The sequence below is a fragment of the Streptococcus mitis SK597 genome (genome assembly GCF_000148545.1).
Lineage (GTDB): Bacteria > Bacillota > Bacilli > Lactobacillales > Streptococcaceae > Streptococcus > Streptococcus mitis_C.
In genome coordinates, this window is sequence record NZ_AEDV01000055.1 from 11987 (window position 1) to 29128 (window position 17142).

The 17142-nt window shown below is 40.4% G+C and carries 17 protein-coding genes; 16 read left to right on the forward strand and 1 reads right to left on the reverse strand.

Annotated elements, in window-relative coordinates:
- The 10 genes from purH to purB all read left to right on the forward strand — a co-directional run bounded on the left by purH (position 1) and on the right by purB (position 9914).
- The gene (gene purH, locus SMSK597_RS08620) at positions 1 to 1548 is read left to right on the forward strand and encodes a bifunctional phosphoribosylaminoimidazolecarboxamide formyltransferase/IMP cyclohydrolase (RefSeq protein ID WP_000161899.1); all 1548 of its coding nucleotides are present in this window, start codon (positions 1 to 3) and stop codon (positions 1546 to 1548) included.
- A 10-nt stretch (positions 1549 to 1558) separates the two neighbouring features.
- The gene (locus SMSK597_RS08625; RefSeq protein WP_001246682.1) at positions 1559 to 2215 is read left to right on the forward strand and encodes a hypothetical protein; all 657 of its coding nucleotides are present in this window, start codon (positions 1559 to 1561) and stop codon (positions 2213 to 2215) included.
- A 190-nt stretch (positions 2216 to 2405) separates the two neighbouring features.
- Entirely contained in the window at positions 2406 to 3671 is a 1266-nt protein-coding gene (gene purD / locus SMSK597_RS08630) for a phosphoribosylamine--glycine ligase (protein WP_000772236.1), read from the forward strand.
- Between the two features lie 264 nt (positions 3672 to 3935).
- Entirely contained in the window at positions 3936 to 4052 is a 117-nt protein-coding gene (locus SMSK597_RS13885) for a phosphoribosylaminoimidazole carboxylase (RefSeq protein WP_080551644.1), read from the forward strand.
- Positions 4053 to 4081: 29 nt separating this feature from the next.
- Positions 4082 to 4570 (forward strand): 5-(carboxyamino)imidazole ribonucleotide mutase, encoded by a 489-nt coding sequence (gene purE / locus SMSK597_RS08635; RefSeq protein WP_000805611.1) that lies wholly within the window; start codon positions 4082 to 4084, stop codon positions 4568 to 4570.
- Positions 4557 to 5648 (forward strand): 5-(carboxyamino)imidazole ribonucleotide synthase, encoded by a 1092-nt coding sequence (gene purK / locus SMSK597_RS08640; protein ID WP_000099039.1) that lies wholly within the window; start codon positions 4557 to 4559, stop codon positions 5646 to 5648. Before purE ends, purK begins: the two co-directional genes overlap by 14 nt.
- A 9-nt stretch (positions 5649 to 5657) precedes the next feature.
- Positions 5658 to 5885, forward strand: coding sequence for a hypothetical protein (locus tag SMSK597_RS08645; protein WP_000614694.1), 228 nt, complete (start codon positions 5658 to 5660; stop codon positions 5883 to 5885).
- Between the two features lie 37 nt (positions 5886 to 5922).
- Positions 5923 to 7500: an AAA family ATPase gene (locus SMSK597_RS08650; RefSeq protein ID WP_000443414.1), complete on the forward strand. Its 1578-nt coding sequence runs from the start codon at positions 5923 to 5925 to the stop codon at positions 7498 to 7500.
- 10 nt (positions 7501 to 7510) lie between these two features.
- Positions 7511 to 8602, forward strand: coding sequence for a hypothetical protein (locus SMSK597_RS08655; RefSeq protein ID WP_000578507.1), 1092 nt, complete (start codon positions 7511 to 7513; stop codon positions 8600 to 8602).
- 16 nt (positions 8603 to 8618) lie between these two features.
- Positions 8619 to 9914 (forward strand): adenylosuccinate lyase, encoded by a 1296-nt coding sequence (gene purB, locus SMSK597_RS08660; protein ID WP_000610732.1) that lies wholly within the window; start codon positions 8619 to 8621, stop codon positions 9912 to 9914.
- 264 nt (positions 9915 to 10178) lie between these two features.
- Here the strand turns inward: purB and SMSK597_RS08665 are convergent, their stop codons facing one another.
- Positions 10179 to 10895 carry a GntR family transcriptional regulator gene (locus SMSK597_RS08665; protein WP_001007196.1) on the reverse strand — a complete coding sequence of 239 codons (717 nt, stop codon included), beginning with the start codon at positions 10893 to 10895 and terminating at the stop codon, positions 10179 to 10181.
- Positions 10896 to 11227: 332 nt separating this feature from the next.
- On the opposite strand from SMSK597_RS08665, the gene SMSK597_RS08670 reads away from it, so the two are divergent.
- The 6 genes from SMSK597_RS08670 to SMSK597_RS08700 all read left to right on the forward strand — a co-directional run bounded on the left by SMSK597_RS08670 (position 11228) and on the right by SMSK597_RS08700 (position 17098).
- The gene (locus SMSK597_RS08670) at positions 11228 to 13015 is read left to right on the forward strand and encodes a glycoside hydrolase family 35 protein (RefSeq protein ID WP_000196565.1); all 1788 of its coding nucleotides are present in this window, start codon (positions 11228 to 11230) and stop codon (positions 13013 to 13015) included.
- Positions 13012 to 13488, forward strand: coding sequence for a PTS sugar transporter subunit IIB (locus SMSK597_RS08675; RefSeq protein WP_000156955.1), 477 nt, complete (start codon positions 13012 to 13014; stop codon positions 13486 to 13488). The genes SMSK597_RS08670 and SMSK597_RS08675 overlap by 4 nt, the downstream gene beginning before the upstream one ends.
- A gap of 27 nt (positions 13489 to 13515) precedes the next feature.
- Positions 13516 to 14421, forward strand: coding sequence for a PTS mannose/fructose/sorbose/N-acetylgalactosamine transporter subunit IIC (locus SMSK597_RS08680; protein WP_000617006.1), 906 nt, complete (start codon positions 13516 to 13518; stop codon positions 14419 to 14421).
- Positions 14408 to 15223 (forward strand): PTS system mannose/fructose/sorbose family transporter subunit IID, encoded by an 816-nt coding sequence (locus SMSK597_RS08685; protein WP_000185297.1) that lies wholly within the window; start codon positions 14408 to 14410, stop codon positions 15221 to 15223. Before SMSK597_RS08680 ends, SMSK597_RS08685 begins: the two co-directional genes overlap by 14 nt.
- Before the next feature lie 6 nt (positions 15224 to 15229).
- The gene (locus SMSK597_RS08690; RefSeq protein ID WP_000167442.1) at positions 15230 to 15634 is read left to right on the forward strand and encodes a PTS sugar transporter subunit IIA; all 405 of its coding nucleotides are present in this window, start codon (positions 15230 to 15232) and stop codon (positions 15632 to 15634) included.
- 297 nt (positions 15635 to 15931) lie between these two features.
- Entirely contained in the window at positions 15932 to 17098 is a 1167-nt protein-coding gene (locus tag SMSK597_RS08700; RefSeq protein WP_000903537.1) for an SIS domain-containing protein, read from the forward strand.
- The last annotated feature ends 44 nt before the right edge of the window (positions 17099 to 17142 follow it).

Consider the following 17142-nt stretch of genomic DNA (forward strand, 5'->3'; position numbering starts at 1 on the left):
ATGACGAAAAAAGCTTTAATCAGCGTTTCAGACAAAGCGGGCATTGTTGAATTTGCCCAAGAACTTAAAAAACTTGGTTGGGATATCATCTCAACAGGTGGGACCAAGGTTGTCCTTGATAATGCTGGGGTGGACACAATTGCCATTGATGATGTGACTGGTTTTCCAGAAATGATGGACGGTCGTGTCAAGACTCTTCATCCAAATATCCACGGTGGGCTCCTCGCTCGTCGTGACTTGTATAGTCACTTGGAAGCAGCTAAGGAGAACCAGATTGAGCTCATTGATCTTGTTGTGGTAAACCTTTACCCATTTAAGGAAACCATCCTCAAACCAGACGTGACTTACGCTGATGCAGTTGAAAACATTGATATCGGTGGGCCATCTATGCTTCGCTCGGCAGCGAAGAATCATGCTAGCGTGACAGTTGTGGTAGACCCTGCTGACTATACAGTGGTTTTGGACGAATTGTCAGCCGATGGTGAAACGACTTACGAAACTCGACAACGTTTGGCAGCCAAGGTTTTCCGTCACACAGCAGCTTATGATGCTTTGATTGCAGAGTATTTCACAGCTCAAGTGGGCGAAAGCAAACCTGAAAAACTCACTTTGACTTATGACCTCAAGCAAGCTATGCGCTATGGGGAAAATCCTCAACAGGACGCGGACTTCTACCAAAAAGCTTTGCCGACAGACTACTCCATTGCTTCAGCCAAACAGCTTAACGGGAAAGAATTGTCATTCAACAATATCCGTGATGCTGACGCTGCCATTCGTATCATCCGTGATTTTAAAGACCGTCCAACCGTTGTGGCTCTCAAACACATGAACCCATGTGGAATCGGTCAGGCTGATGACATCGAGACTGCTTGGGACTATGCTTATGAGTCTGACCCAGTGTCTATCTTTGGTGGTATCGTTGTTCTTAACCGTGAGGTGGATGCTGCGACAGCTGAGAAGATGCACGGCGTTTTCCTTGAAATCATCATCGCACCAAGCTATACGGATGAAGCGCTAGCTATTTTGACTAATAAAAAGAAAAACTTGCGTATCCTTGCCTTGCCATTTGACGCACAAGATGCCAGTGAAGCAGAAGCGGAATACACAGGTGTGGTCGGTGGACTCCTCGTTCAAAACCAAGACGTGGTCAAGGAAAGTCCAGCCGATTGGCAAGTGGTGACCAAACGCCAACCAACAGAGACAGAAGCGATAGCACTTGAATTCGCTTGGAAAGCCATCAAGTATGTCAAATCCAACGGTATCATCGTGACCAACGACCACATGACACTTGGTGTGGGCCCTGGTCAAACCAACCGTGTGTCTTCAGTCCGTATTGCCATTGACCAAGCTAAAGACCGTCTTGACGGCGCTGTGCTTGCTTCGGATGCCTTCTTCCCATTTGCGGATAACGTGGAAGAGATCGCCAAAGCAGGGATCAAGGCCATCATCCAGCCGGGTGGATCGGTCCGTGACCAAGAATCTATCGAAGCCGCTGACAAATATGGCTTGACCATGGTCTTCACAGGCGTGAGACATTTTAGACATTAGGAGATTATTTATGAGAAATGTCAAGAATAAAAATATTCATGGGAATGTAAGTAATGTTGATAATTCCACAAATATAAAACAGACGACAAATATATTTCATACGAATGTAATGACTAAAGTCAATACAGGAAGCTCGACCAGTGATAATTCTGAGATTATGTGGATTATTATTTCGCTATTTGTAATATCTCTATTTATATTATTTATTAATCCCGTTAGGAATTTTCTTAACAACAACATTATTTTTATATGGACTTATCTTGTCATTGCTTCAATAGCTCCTTTATTTTATATATTTTATAAATCGGGAGAATATAGATTGAAGAATGCTATAATTGCTCTAGTCCAAACTACTATCGTGATAAGTGCTAATATAATAAACCAAAATATAAAATTCCCTGAACAACTGATAGACTATTTGAATCAATTTTCCAACGGGAAATTAGATAACCTTGTGAATGTTCTAATTAGTTATTTCCAAAATGGCAACAGTAAATTTTTCTTGTATCTATTATTATATATTGTTTGTTATGTAATGTCGATATTATCACCGCTTGTAGTTGGATATAACACTTTTAAATTTAAAAAAATACCTAATGTCATACCGTGGATAGCTTTAGTAATTTCAATATTGTTTTCATACTTTGGTATAAAAATATTACAATGATTAATGATAGCTATAATTAAAACTCGGAAGAACCGCTCTTCACAGACGTGAGACATTTTAGACATTAAGAAGACAAAAGGGAAGAAATCAGTTTCTTTCCTTTTTTTTGCTTAAAAAACGGAATAGAACAAGATTAAAACGAACGTTTATGATATAATATTATTAAATAATTCGCAAAAGAGGTTAAGAGATGAAGCTGTTAGTTGTCGGTTCGGGTGGTCGTGAACATGCGATTGCTAAGAAGTTGCTTGAATCAAAAGACGTTGAACAAGTCTTTGTGGCTCCTGGGAATGATGGGATGACTCTGGATGGTTTGGAGTTGGTAAATATCTCCATTTCCGAACATTCTAAATTGATTGAGTTTGCAAAAACCAACGATATTGCTTGGTCTTTTATTGGTCCAGATGATGCTCTTGCTGCTGGTATCGTGGATGAGTTCCATGCAGCTGGTCTCAAGGCTTTTGGTCCGACAAGATTGGCAGCGGAGCTAGAGTGGTCTAAGGATTTTGCTAAGGAAATCATGGTCAAATACGGTGTTCCAACAGCGGTCTATGAGACCTTCTCCGACTTTGAGGAGGCCAAGGCATACATAGAAGAAAAAGGCGCTCCAATCGTAGTTAAGGCGGATGGTTTGGCTCTTGGGAAAGGTGTTGTTGTTGCAGAGACTGTTGAGCAAGCGGTCGAAGCTGCTCACGAGATGCTTTTGGACAATAAATTTGGGGACTCAGGTGCGCGTGTGGTTATTGAGGAATTCCTTGATGGAGAGGAGTTCTCACTCTTTGCTTTTGTCAATGGTGATAAGTTCTACATCATGCCAACAGCTCAGGACCATAAACGTGCCTACGATGGCGACAAGGGACCTAACACGGGTGGGATGGGTGCCTATGCACCAGTTCCACACTTGACACAGAATGTAGTTGATACGGCAGTGGAGACTATTGTCAAGCCAGTCCTTGAAGGGATGATTAAAGAAGGTCGTCCTTATCTGGGAGTTCTTTACGCAGGTCTTATCTTGACAGCTGACGGTCCGAAAGTCATCGAGTTCAATGCTCGTTTTGGAGATCCCGAAACTCAGATTATCTTGCCTCGTTTGACATCTGACTTTGCACAAAATATTACTGACATTTTGGATGGCAAGGAGCCGAAGATCACATGGCTGGACAAGGGTGTGACTCTGGGTGTGGTTGTCGCATCCAACGGTTATCCGCTAGACTATGAAAAAGGTGTCAAGTTGCCAGCCAAAACCGATGGCGACATTATCACCTACTATGCTGGGGCTAAGTTTGCGGAAAATAGCAGAGCGCTGCTCTCAAACGGCGGACGAGTTTATATGCTCGTTACCACAGCAGACACCGTCAAAGAAGCCCAAGACACCATCTACAGCGAACTCAACACACAAAACACAGAAGGTCTCTTCTACCGAACAGATATCGGAAGCAAGGCGGTAAAAGATTAACAGGTACTAAATTTGTCATGGTGAGCGAAAGCGAACCAAAATAGAATAATCGTCGCAGTAGTGGAACTCCTAGTAGCTTTGCTACTAGGAGCGGAAAACTGGAGACCTAGGCTCCAGTTTTAGTAATGGAACGCCATAGGCGGTCGCTTACGTCCGCACTACATTAGACGATTATTAAAAAGAAAAATAAAAATTCACAAAATACGTTAATGGTCGTGTGGTTTGCGAGCGTTAGCGAGCTAATATAGAACAATCACCGCTGTTGTGAAAGAACGATTGAATGACAATCCAATCGTTCAGGGAAATTGGAAGACCTTGGGCTTCCGATTTAGGCATGAGACACTTTTGATGGCTGCTGCCGTCCCTCACAACCTAAGGTGATTGTTGAAAAAGAGGAAAAAGGAGAAGAAATGAAACCCGTAATTTCCATTATCATGGGCTCAAAATCTGACTGGGCAACCATGCAAAAAACAGCAGAAGTCCTAGACCGCTTCAGTGTAGCCTACGAAAAGAAGGTTGTCTCTGCCCACCGTACACCAGACCTCATGTTCCAACATGCGGAGGAAGCACGTAGTCGCGGTGTCAAGGTTATCATCGCAGGTGCTGGAGGTGCAGCCCATTTGCCAGGCATGGTCGCAGCTAAAACAACCCTTCCAGTCATTGGTGTGCCTGTCAAATCACATGCGCTTAGTGGCGTGGACTCACTCTACTCTATCGTTCAGATGCCGGGTGGGGTGCCTGTTGCGACCATGGCTATCGGTGAAGCTGGTGCGACAAATGCGGCTCTCTTTGCCCTCCGTCTCCTTTCAGTAGAGGATCAGGCTATCGCGACAGCTTTAGCAGATTTCGCAGAAGAGCAAGGAAAAATCGCAGAGGAGTCTACAAATGAGCTCATCTAAAACAATCGGAATTATAGGTGGCGGCCAGCTGGGTCAGATGATGGCTATTTCTGCTATCTACATGGGGCACAAGGTTATCGCGCTGGATCCTGCGGCTGATTGCCCAGCCTCTCGCGTAGCGGAAATCATTGTGGCGCCTTATAATGACGTGGATGCTCTGCGTCAGTTGGCTGAGCGTTGCGATGTCCTCACCTATGAGTTTGAAAATGTCGATGCCGACGGTTTGGATGCTGTCATCAAGGATGGACAACTCCCTCAAGGGACAGACCTGCTCCGTATTTCTCAAAATCGCATTTTTGAAAAGGACTTTCTCTCAAACAAGGCTCAAGTCACTGTAGCACCTTACAAGGTTGTGACCTCAAGCCAAGATTTGGCAAATATGGACCTATCGAAAAACTATGTCCTCAAGACTGCGACTGGTGGCTATGATGGCCATGGACAAAAGGTCATTCGCTCAGAAGCAGACTTGGCAGAAGCCTATGCGTTAGCTGACTCATCGGACTGTGTTTTGGAAGAATTTGTCAACTTTGACCTTGAAATCTCTGTTATCGTTTCTGGAAATGGTCAGGACGTGACGGTTTTCCCAGTTCAGGAAAATATCCACCGAAACAACATTCTTTCAAAAACCATTGTGCCAGCCCGTATTTCAGAAAGCCTAGCAGAAAAAGCCAAAGCTATGGCAGTGCGAATTGCAGAACAGCTCAAGCTATCTGGAACGCTCTGTGTGGAAATGTTTGCGACAGCTGATGATATCATTGTCAATGAGATTGCTCCACGACCACACAACTCAGGCCACTACTCTATTGAAGCCTGTGACTTTTCACAATTTGACACGCATATATTAGGTGTTCTGGGAGCACCATTGCCAGCTATCCACCTACATGCTCCAGCCGTCATGCTCAATGTCTTCGGCCAGCACGTCGAGGCTGCTGAAAAATATGTCATAGAAAATCCAAGCGCCCACCTCCACATGTATGGTAAAATAGAAGCGAAGCACAACCGCAAGATGGGACACATGACTTTGTTTAGTGATGTGCCGGATAGTGTGTATGAGTTTGGGAAAGGGATTGATTTTTAGGACAAGCCTATGATACAAATTATTGTTAATGCTTTTGTAGAAAAAGATAAGACTGGAGCAGTTGTCGAAGTCTTGTATGCTAGTAGAGATCACGAAAAAGTGAAAGCTAAGTATGAAGAGCTAGTTGCACAATATCCTGAAAGCTATTTAGCTATCTATAATTTACCGCTGGATACGGATTTGAATACACTAGATCATTATCCTTCTGTGTGGATTGAGAAAGAAGAATTTGAGTAACAGGACAATGTCTAAAAGTGAAAGGTAACTGACTAATATGGAGAGTTTTCGAATAAAGAATCTACGTTCAATAAAAGATTCCAACGATATAGAAATAAACAGATGTAACTTTTTTATAGGTGCTAACGGTACGGGAAAGAGTTCTATACTACGTTTTTTTCCTTTAATTAAACAAACTATTTCCCAGAAAAGCAGTTCCCCAATTCTATGGTATGCCAAAGAAGGTGTAGATTTTGGGAGTTACGACGAATCTGTAAATAAATCAAATAAAAGTAGAGGAATAACCCTTTTATTTGAGTTTAACACTGAAATAGAGATTTCTAAATCTTTAATATCAAGATTACTGAGAAATTATGCTTACTGGGGTTTTCATGATAATGAAAGCAGATACCATTACTGGTTAAACAAAGATACGAAGATAGATTTCCAGAAGGTTGAAATTACTATACTAGATAATAAATTTTCGAGTTTGACACTTTTTTTTGATTCACAAAAAATAAAATTCGATTTTTCTGAAGAAAGGATTTGTGTAGACAAAGAAGAATATGAAAATGTAAAGTTATTTTCCTTAAAAGGAGAGTATCCCTTGTTACCCTCGTTGGCGATTGAGGATAATGGGAAAAAAGTCAGTGTTGAAGAATATTATTTGAAAAAACTTAAAATTTTTCTTCAGAAAGACACTAATTTAAATATAAGTGCTGAGACATGGTTGAAGGTATTTGAAAGAGTTAATTACTCTAAAGATAGAGGAGAGATTTATAGTCGGATAACAACCTCTAAATTACCAAAGACTATCACAAGAAAGTTTAGGGAAGCAAACAATAGTATAAATAGGGATCTGTTATACAGATATATTTTTATAATCTTATCATCTGTATTAATCACGGATATTAACCAGCTCATTTCAGACTACTTTAAAAATATTATTTATATTGCACCAATACGAGCGACTGCTGAACGATATTATAGGATTCAAGGGCTTTCTGTCGAAGAGGTTGATCCCATGGGAGCTAATGTACCAATGATTTTATCTTATATGGAATCAGATACAAACTTGAGAAAAGAGTGGCAAGATTGGACAATGGGACATTTTGATACAAAGTATAGAGCTAGAACTCAAGGAGGAAATACCTCAATTGAAGTGTTTATTGATAACGAATTTTATAATCTAGCAGATACTGGTTTTGGCTATTCTCAATTTTTACCTATATTATTAATGTTGTGGCAGGAAGAACGAAGAAAAGAGGAATCTAATCAGGATTGGATTTTCTCATTCGAAGAACCTGAAGAGAAAAAACTACCCAAGGTTATTATAATCGAGCAACCTGAATTACATTTACACCCTAAGTTACAGGCGCAATTTGCAGAATTATTATTTAATATTATAACTAGAACTAATAATAAGTTCGATTTTATTATAGAGACTCACAGTACTACTATTATTAACAAAATAGGCCAATTGATAGAACAGAGTCATTTTCAAGATGTCAAGTCGAATCCTGAGGAAAAATTTAATTTATATTTGGTGAATAATAATTCTTCCAAGGAGAAAATTGTTAAAACTCGTTATGATAAAGAAGGGGTCGTAGAAACTTGGCCCATTGGATTCCTATAGGGGTATATTGATGATATTTTATATAAAAAACAGTGTGTTAGAAAATGCTATAAATTATAAATTGGAATTAGAGAATTTAATAACTGCTTTTTATAGAGGTAAGCATATAATTGATTTTGAGAGTGAATTTTTTGCAAGGGAAAAATTATTAAATAGTGGTTTATTTGAGTATAATAATGAAGTGCGAAAAGCAGTGAATTTTTACTCTGAACAAAAACAAAATATTAAGTCTTTACGGAAACAAGTGAAACACTCTGTTGAAGTAATAAGTAATGAGCCATTTCAACTAATAACAGAAAATTCAAAAGTAATTATTAGTATAGACATTTCTTATTTTGATTTTGAATTATCGCCGTGTTATATCCTTTCTGAAAATCTACAAGATGCAGATTTCTACATATCGATGTTATACAATGCTAAGCATTTTGATAGTCTTCCATTTTTATCTGACGTAAATCATTCTTTTGAAGTGGATAACGGGGGTGGTAACACTACGAATATAGTGCTTGAGAGAAGGATAAACGAAAAAAAAATATTACTATGCATTGTTGATAGTGATAAAAAATTTGAAACTGATGACTATTCTGGGACATCGGGCTCTTGTTTCAGTATGTGGAATTCACTGAAAGAAAAGAATAAAATTGCAGATTTATATATTTTGTATGTAAGAGAAAAGGAGAATTTGATTCCTTTCAGTTTATACAAGCAATACAATAAATTTAGTGGGAATCAAACCATTCTACATTTGGAACAGTTTGAGGGAACAGATAAGGAAAAATATCTTAAATTTGTTAAAATTTCAGATCGATGTAATATGGACTATGAAAAAAATAGTATAGTTAAAGATGATTTAGCCCTAACAAATGCTATGAGAGGAATAGGGAAAAGTGGACTACGTGATTTTTCAGTAAATAAGGTTTATACTGAGGAATTAGCATTACTACCACAGATTCATACAAAATCTGACGAAAATATATCTAATGAAAATTTAGTCAATATATTTAAAGACATTCCTAATTATCTGCAGGATGATTATACAAACTTGGTAGAAAAAATTCATGCGTTCACATGTTCTTTAGATAGAGTGCGTTATAACAGTTAAATTAAGGAGAGACAACATGATCAACCGTTACTCTCGCCCGGAGATGGCGAACATTTGGAGTGAAGAAAATAAATACCGTGCTTGGCTTGAGGTGGAAATCTTGGCTGACGAGGCATGGGCTGAGTTGGGGGAAATCCCTAAGGAAGATGTAGCTTTGATTCGTGAAAAAGCGGACTTTGACATCGACCGTATTTTGGAGATTGAGCAGGAGACTCGCCACGATGTAGTGGCTTTCACGCGTGCGGTTTCTGAGACTCTTGGTGAAGAGCGCAAGTGGGTTCACTATGGCTTGACTTCTACCGACGTGGTGGATACGGCCTACGGTTACCTCTACAAGCAGACCAACGACATTATCCGTCGTGACCTTGAAAACTTCACCAACATCGTCGCTGATAAGGCTAAGGAGCACAAGTTCACTATCATGATGGGGCGTACCCACGGTGTACACGCTGAACCGACAACTTTTGGTCTTAAATTGGCAACTTGGTACAGCGAAATGAAGCGCAATATCGAGCGTTTTGAGCATGCTGCTGCTGGTGTCGAGGCTGGTAAGATTTCTGGTGCTGTTGGTAACTTTGCCAACATCCCACCATTCGTAGAGCAATACGTCTGCGACAAATTGGGTATCCGTGCCCAAGAAATCTCTACACAGGTCCTTCCTCGTGACCTTCACGCTGAGTACTTTGCGGTTCTTGCCAGCATCGCGACTTCTATCGAGCGTATGGCGACTGAGATTCGTGGTTTGCAAAAATCAGAACAACGCGAAGTGGAAGAGTTCTTTGCCAAAGGTCAAAAAGGTTCTTCAGCTATGCCTCACAAACGCAACCCAATCGGTTCTGAAAACATGACAGGTCTGGCGCGTGTTATCCGTGGTCACATGATTACAGCATATGAGAACGTTGCTCTCTGGCACGAACGCGATATTTCCCACTCATCAGCTGAGCGCATCATCACACCTGATACGACCATCTTGATTGACTACATGCTTAACCGTTTTGGAAATATCGTCAAGAACTTGACAGTCTTCCCAGAAAATATGATCCGCAACATGAACTCTACATTTGGTTTGATCTTCAGCCAACGCGCTATGTTGACCTTGATTGAAAAGGGGATGACCCGTGAGCAAGCCTATGACTTGGTACAACCAAAAACAGCCTACTCTTGGGACAACCAAGTAGACTTTAAACCGCTTCTCGAAGCAGATCCAGAGGTGACATCACGCCTCACACAAGAAGAAATCGACGAGATCTTCAACCCTCTTTACTACACCAAACGAGTGGATGATATTTTTGAACGTCTTGGACTAGAATAATTAGAATAAAAATCGAATTTCTATTACTCCATTTATAGGAGTAGCAGAACTTCGATTTTTCTTTTTTATTAAAGTGCTTTTGAAAAAATAACCAATATTTTATAATATGTTGAATATAGAATAGTATACTGTGACTTCTAAAATATTTCTAGAAATTAATTTGACTTTCCTAACCGATTTGTTCACATCTTGTTTCAATCTACTATACTTTTAGCTTCATATAATAAGCATAGAAAAAGCCCAAGCAAGGCTTAGGCTTTCTTCTTAGTGATCACGGTCACATGAAATGAATTTGATTTTGTAGTAATCTGCTCGTTTATATGTTTCGCTGTATGCGAGAACTTGACCAGTAGACTCTAGTTTAGTAGTCTTGGTTTGTAAAACGGTTGGGAATTGCTCATCGACCCCGAGGACCGAAGCCGCATGTTCTGGAGTTGGAAATGCTATTTCATTGATTTCTTCAAAATGTTCATCATTCATGTGAATGTGGTAATCCAATTTGAAACGGTTATAGATAGAGCTATAATATTCAAGATTTGGATAATTTGCGTTGACGTATTGTTCTGGGATGTAAGATGTATGGTAGATGTACACAACACCACCTGTTTCGCGAACGCGTTCAATCTTGTAGTAGAACTGATCTCCGCGTAGTCCAAGTTTTTCTAAGTAGCTTAGTTTATTTCCACGCTCAATAGAAAGGACGGTAACTTTATCATCTTTAGTTTCAAAAACTTCTACATCTGAAAACTCTACGAGTTTATGTTTGCGTGCGCGTGAAACGAATGTACCCTTTCCTTGTTGGCGGACAATATAGCCATCCTTGGCAAGGTCGTTTAAGGCGCGAACAACTGTGATAGAACTAACATCATACATTGAAATCAATTCAGCTTCAGTGTAGAATTTATCTCCACTGGCAAATTGACCAGAAATGATTTTGTTCTTTAACTCATCTTTAATATATTGATACTTTGGAATTGCCATATTTTCACCTCGATTTTCCTTCTCCGTTAAAGATTTTACCATAAAACTGGAAAGAATAGTAGTCTTTTGAATAAAAAATTAAAATAATAGGCTAAAAGGTTAATTTACATCTAAATAATCAGGATTTTATACATTTTTATACAAGGTTTTTAGTGAAAAAGAGTGAAGTGCTCAGGCTTATACGATTTTATAAGTATTTTGCCTAAAAGTTAGTAAAAAAATAGAAAAATTTTAAATAATCTAGTTAAGACTATTGACAAACATGAATAATTGCGCTATATTTAATATAACAATAAATGAAAGCGCAAACTTTGCAATCAAAAGGTAGTTTTATGACACGATTTGAGATACGAGATGATTTCTATCTCGATGGAAAATCATTTAAGATTTTATCTGGGGCCATTCATTATTTTAGGGTTCCTCCAGAAGATTGGTATCATTCGCTCTATAACTTGAAGGCTCTTGGTTTTAATACAGTAGAGACTTATGTTGCTTGGAATTTACACGAGCCTCGTGAGGGTGAGTTTCATTTTGAAGGGGCTCTGGATTTGGAGCGGTTTCTTCAGACAGCACAAGATTTGGGTCTCTATGCGATCGTTCGTCCGTCACCTTTCATCTGTGCGGAGTGGGAATTCGGTGGCTTACCAGCTTGGCTCTTGACCAAGGATATGAGGATTCGTTCATCAGATCCAGCCTATATTGAGGCTGTCGGTCGCTATTATGACCAGCTCTTTCCACGATTGGTTCCACATCTGTTGGACAATGGTGGCAATATCCTCATGATGCAGGTTGAAAATGAGTATGGTTCTTACGGAGAAGATAAGGCTTACCTGAGAGTCATTCGACAGCTGATGGAAGAGCGTGGCGTAACCTGTCCCCTCTTTACATCAGATGGTCCATGGCGAGCTACTTTGAAAGCTGGAACCTTAATCGAAGATGACCTCTTTGTAACAGGAAACTTTGGTTCTAAGGCACCTTACAACTTTTCACAGATGCAGGAATTCTTTGATGAGCATGGTAAGAAATGGCCACTCATGTGTATGGAATTTTGGGATGGTTGGTTCAATCGCTGGAAAGAACCGATTATCACACGGGATCCAAAAGAATTGGCAGATGCAGTTCGAGAAGTTTTGGAACAAGGCTCTATCAATCTTTACATGTTCCACGGTGGTACAAACTTTGGCTTCATGAATGGTTGCTCGGCTCGAGGGACTTTGGACCTGCCACAAGTTACGTCTTATGATTACGATGCCCTTCTGGATGAAGAAGGAAATCCAACTGCCAAATATCTGGCGGTCAAGAAGATGATGGCAACACATTTTCCAGAGTATCCGCAGTTGGAACCCCTCTACAAAGAGAGTATGGAGTTGGATGCTATTCCACTGGTTGAAAAAGTTTCCTTGTTTGAAACCTTAGATAGCTTGTCAAGTCCGATAGAAAGTCTCTATCCTCAAAAGATGGAGGAGTTGGGACAAAGCTATGGCTACCTACTCTATCGAACAGAAACAAACTGGGATGCAGAAGAAGAAAGACTTCGTATCATTGATGGTCGAGATAGGGCCCAGCTGTATGTCGATGGTCAGTGGGTTAAAACCCAATATCAGACAGAGATTGGGGAAGATATTTTCTATCAAGGCGAAAAGAAAGCGTTATCTAGGATTGACATATTGATAGAAAATATGGGGCGTGTCAACTATGGACACAAGTTCTTAGCGGATACGCAACGTAAGGGAATTCGGACAGGGGTTTGTAAGGATTTGCATTTCTTACTAAACTGGAAACACTATCCACTCCCACTAGACAATCCTGAGAAAATTGATTTTTCAAAAGGATGGACTCAAGGACAACCAGCCTTTTACGCTTATGACTTTACAGTCCAAGAGCCAAAAGATACTTACCTAGACTTGTCTGAGTTTGGTAAGGGAGTTGCCTTTGTCAATGGGCAGAATCTAGGACGTTTTTGGAACGTCGGCCCAACCCTCTCACTTTATATTCCTCATAGCTATCTCAAGGAAGGTGCCAATCGTATCATTATCTTTGAAACAGAAGGTCAATATAAAGAAGAGATTCATTTAACTCGTAAACCTACACTAAAACATATAAAGGGGGAAAACTTATGACAATTGTAGGATGCCGTATCGATGGACGTTTGATCCACGGACAAGTAGCCAATCTTTGGGCTGGAAAACTAAATGTTTCACGTATTATAGTTGTAGATAACGAAGTTGTCAACAATGACGTTGAAAAGAGTGGTTTGAAACTTGCGACACCACCAGGTGTGAAATTGAGTATTTTGCCAGTTGAGAAAGCTGCAGCCAATATTCTTGCTGGTAAATACGATAGCCAACGTCTCTTTATCGTGGCTCGTAAACCAGACCGCTTCCTTGGTTTGGTAGAAGCAGGTGTACCACTTGAAACCCTTAATGTTGGGAATATGTCTCAAACACCAGAAACTCGCGCCATCACACGTTCTATCAACGTAGTAGACAAGGATGTGGAAGACTTCCGCAAACTAGCAGAAAAAGGTGTTAAACTTACTGCTCAAATGGTTCCAAATGATCCAATTTCAGACTTTTTGAGCTTATTAAAATAGGAAAAAATTTTTTAGGAGGTCATTGTTATGATACAATGGTGGCAAATTTTACTTCTCACTTTGTACTCAGCTTATCAAATCTGTGATGAGTTGACGATCGTTTCATCTGCAGGTTCCCCTGTATTTGCTGGTTTCATTACTGGTTTAATCATGGGAGATGTGACTACTGGTTTGCTTATCGGTGGTAACTTGCAACTGTTCGTTCTTGGGGTTGGTACCTTCGGTGGTGCTTCTCGTATCGACGCAACTTCTGGTGCGGTTCTTGCGACAGCCTTCTCTGTTTCACAAGGAATTGATGCACCGCTTGCAATTACTACAATCGCTGTACCAGTAGCAGCTCTCTTGACTTACTTCGACGTTCTTGGTCGTATGACTACTACCTTCTTCGCTCACCGTGTGGATGCTGCAATCGAACGCTATGACTATAAAGGTATTGAACGCAACTACCTGCTTGGTGCGATTCCTTGGGCTCTATCTCGTGCCCTTCCAGTCTTCTTTGCCCTTGCTTTTGGTGGTGAATTTGTACAAGGCGTAGTAGACTTCGTTACAGAATACCAATGGGTTGCAGATGGTTTGACACTTGCAGGACGTATGCTTCCAGGTCTTGGATTTGCAATCTTGCTTCGTTACCTTCCAGTTAAACGTAACCTTCACTACCTTGCTATGGGATTTGGTTTGACAGCTATGTTGACTGTTCTTTACTCATATGTAACAGGTCTTGGTGGCGCTGTTGCTGGTATCGTAGGTACTCTTCCTGCTGAAGTTGCTGAAAAAATTGGTTTCGTGAACAACTTCAAAGGATTGTCTATGATTGGTATCTCTATCGTAGGTATTTTCCTTGCAGTGCTTCACTTCAAAAATAGCCAAAAAGTAGCTGTAGCAGCACCTTCTACACCATCAGAAAGTGGGGAAATCGAAGATGACGAATTCTAATTACAAACTAACAAAAGAAGATTTTAATCAAATCAACAAACGTAGCTTGTTTACTTTCCAATTAGGTTGGAACTACGAACGTATGCAAGCTTCTGGTTACCTTTACATGATCTTGCCTCAATTGCGTAAAATGTATGGTGATGGAACTCCTGAATTGAAAGAAATGATGAAAGTTCATACTCAATTCTTCAATACTTCACCATTCTTCCATACCATTATCGCTGGTTTTGACCTTGCCATGGAAGAAAAAGATGGTGTGGGTTCAAAAGACGCCGTTAACGGTATCAAGACAGGTTTGATGGGACCATTCGCTCCTCTTGGGGATACAATCTTTGGTTCACTTGTACCTGCTATCATGGGGTCAGTCGCAGCAACTATGGCTATCGCTGGCCAACCTTGGGGTATCTTCCTTTGGATTGCAGTTGCAGTTGCTTATGACATCTTCCGTTGGAAACAGTTGGAATTTGCCTACAAAGAAGGGGTTAACCTTATCAACAACATGCAAAGTACCTTGACAGCTTTGATTGACGCTGCATCTGTACTTGGTGTCTTCATGATGGGTGCTCTTGTAGCAACAGTGATTAACTTTGAAATTTCTTACAAGTTGCCAATCGGTGAAAAGATGATTGATTTCCAAGACATCTTGAACCAAATCTTTCCACGTTTGCTTCCAGCAATCTTTACTGCCTTTATCTTCTGGTTGCTTGGTAAGAAAGGTATGAACTCTACTAAAGCTATCGGTATTATTATCGTACTTGCTTTGGCTCTTTCTGCCCTTGGTCACTTTGCATTTGGAATGTAATTCCTTATGACCAAATCATTAATTTTGGTGAGTCATGGTCGCTTCTGTGAGGAACTTAAAGGTAGCACTGAAATGATCATGGGTCCACAAGACAATATTCATGCAGTGGCTCTTCTTCCAGAAGATGGCCCAGAAGACTTTACTGCAAAATTTGAAGCTGCTATTGAAGGATTGGATGATTTCTTAGTCTTTGCGGATCTTCTTGGTGGAACACCATGTAACGTGGTAAGCCGTTTGATTATGGAAGGTCGCGACATCGAACTTTATGCAGGAATGAATCTTCCAATGGTGATTGAATTTATCAATGCGAGCCTTACAGGTGCAGATGCGGACTATAAGAACCGTGCTGCAGAAAGCATTGTGAAAGTTAATGACCTGTTAGCGGGCTTCGATGATGATGAAGATGAATAATACTCTTCGAAAATCTCTTTAAACCATACTAGTGTCGACTTGCCGTAGGTATATGTTACTGACTTCGTCAGTTCTATCTGAAACCTCAAAACAGTGTTTTGAGCTGACTTCGTCAGTTCTATCTACAACCTCAAAGCAGTGCTTTGAGCAGCCTGCGGCTAGTTTCCTAGTTTGCTCTTTGATTTTCATTGAGTATACGATGTGACAACGTGAAAATCGTTAGAGCATTTTATATAGTATATACATGGGAATGGGGCTTACTCCCATTCCCATATTTGATAGAAAAAGAGGAACTCAATGCTACATTATACAAAAGAAGACTTGCTCGAATTGGGTGCAGAAATCACTACACGTGAAATCTACCAACAGCCTGATGTATGGAAAGAAGCTTTTGAATCTTATCAAGCAAAACGTGAAGAAATTGTAGCCTTCCTGCAAGGGATTGCTGATAAACATGACTATATCAAGGTTATATTGACAGGTGCGGGGACTTCTGCTTATGTGGGAGATACCTTGGTACCTTACTTTAAGGAAGTCTATGACGAACGCAAATGGAATTTCAATGCTATTGCGACCACAGATATCGTTGCCAATCCAGAAACCTATTTGAAAAAAGATGTTGCGACTGTCCTTGTGTCTTTTGCTCGTAGTGGGAACTCGCCTGAAAGTGTGGCGACTGTTGATTTGGCTAAAGCCTTGGTGGATGAGCTTTACCAAGTGACGATTACTTGTGCTGCAGATGGGAAATTGGCTCTTCAAGCTCATGGAGATGACCACAATCTCTTGCTCTTGCAACCAGCTGCTTCCAATGATGCTGGATTTGCCATGACTTCTAGCTTTACGTCTATGATGTTGACAGCTCTCTTGGTCTTTGATCCTACAGAATTTGCTGTGAAAGCTGAACGTTTTGAAGTTGTGACTAGTCTTGCCCGTAAAGTTCTAGACAATGCAGAAGATGTCAAAGAGCTTGTTGACCTAGACTTTAACCGTGTCATCTATCTAGGCGCTGGTCCTTTCTTTGGACTTGCTCATGAAGCTCAGCTCAAGATTTTGGAATTAACAGCTGGTCAAGTTGCGACCATGTATGAAAGTCCAGTCGGCTTCCGTCACGGTCCAAAATCTCTTATCAACGAAGATACAGTTGTTTTGGTCTTTGGTACAACAATAGACTACACTCGCAAGTACGACTTGGACTTGATTCGTGAAGTTGCTGGTGATCAGATTGCTCGCCGTGTTGTGCTTTTGAGTGATCAAGCCTTTGGTCTTGAAAATGTCAAAGAAGTGGCACTTGGTTGTGGCGGTGTCTTGAATGATATTTACCGTGTCTTCCCTTACATCGTGTATGCCCAACTCTTTGCCCTATTGACCTCACTTAAAGTAGAAAATAAACCTGATACACCGTCTCCTACAGGTACCGTAAACCGTGTGGTACAAGGTGTTATCATCCACGAATATCAAAAGTAATACTCTTCGAAAATCTCTTTAAACCATACTAGTGTCGCCTTGCT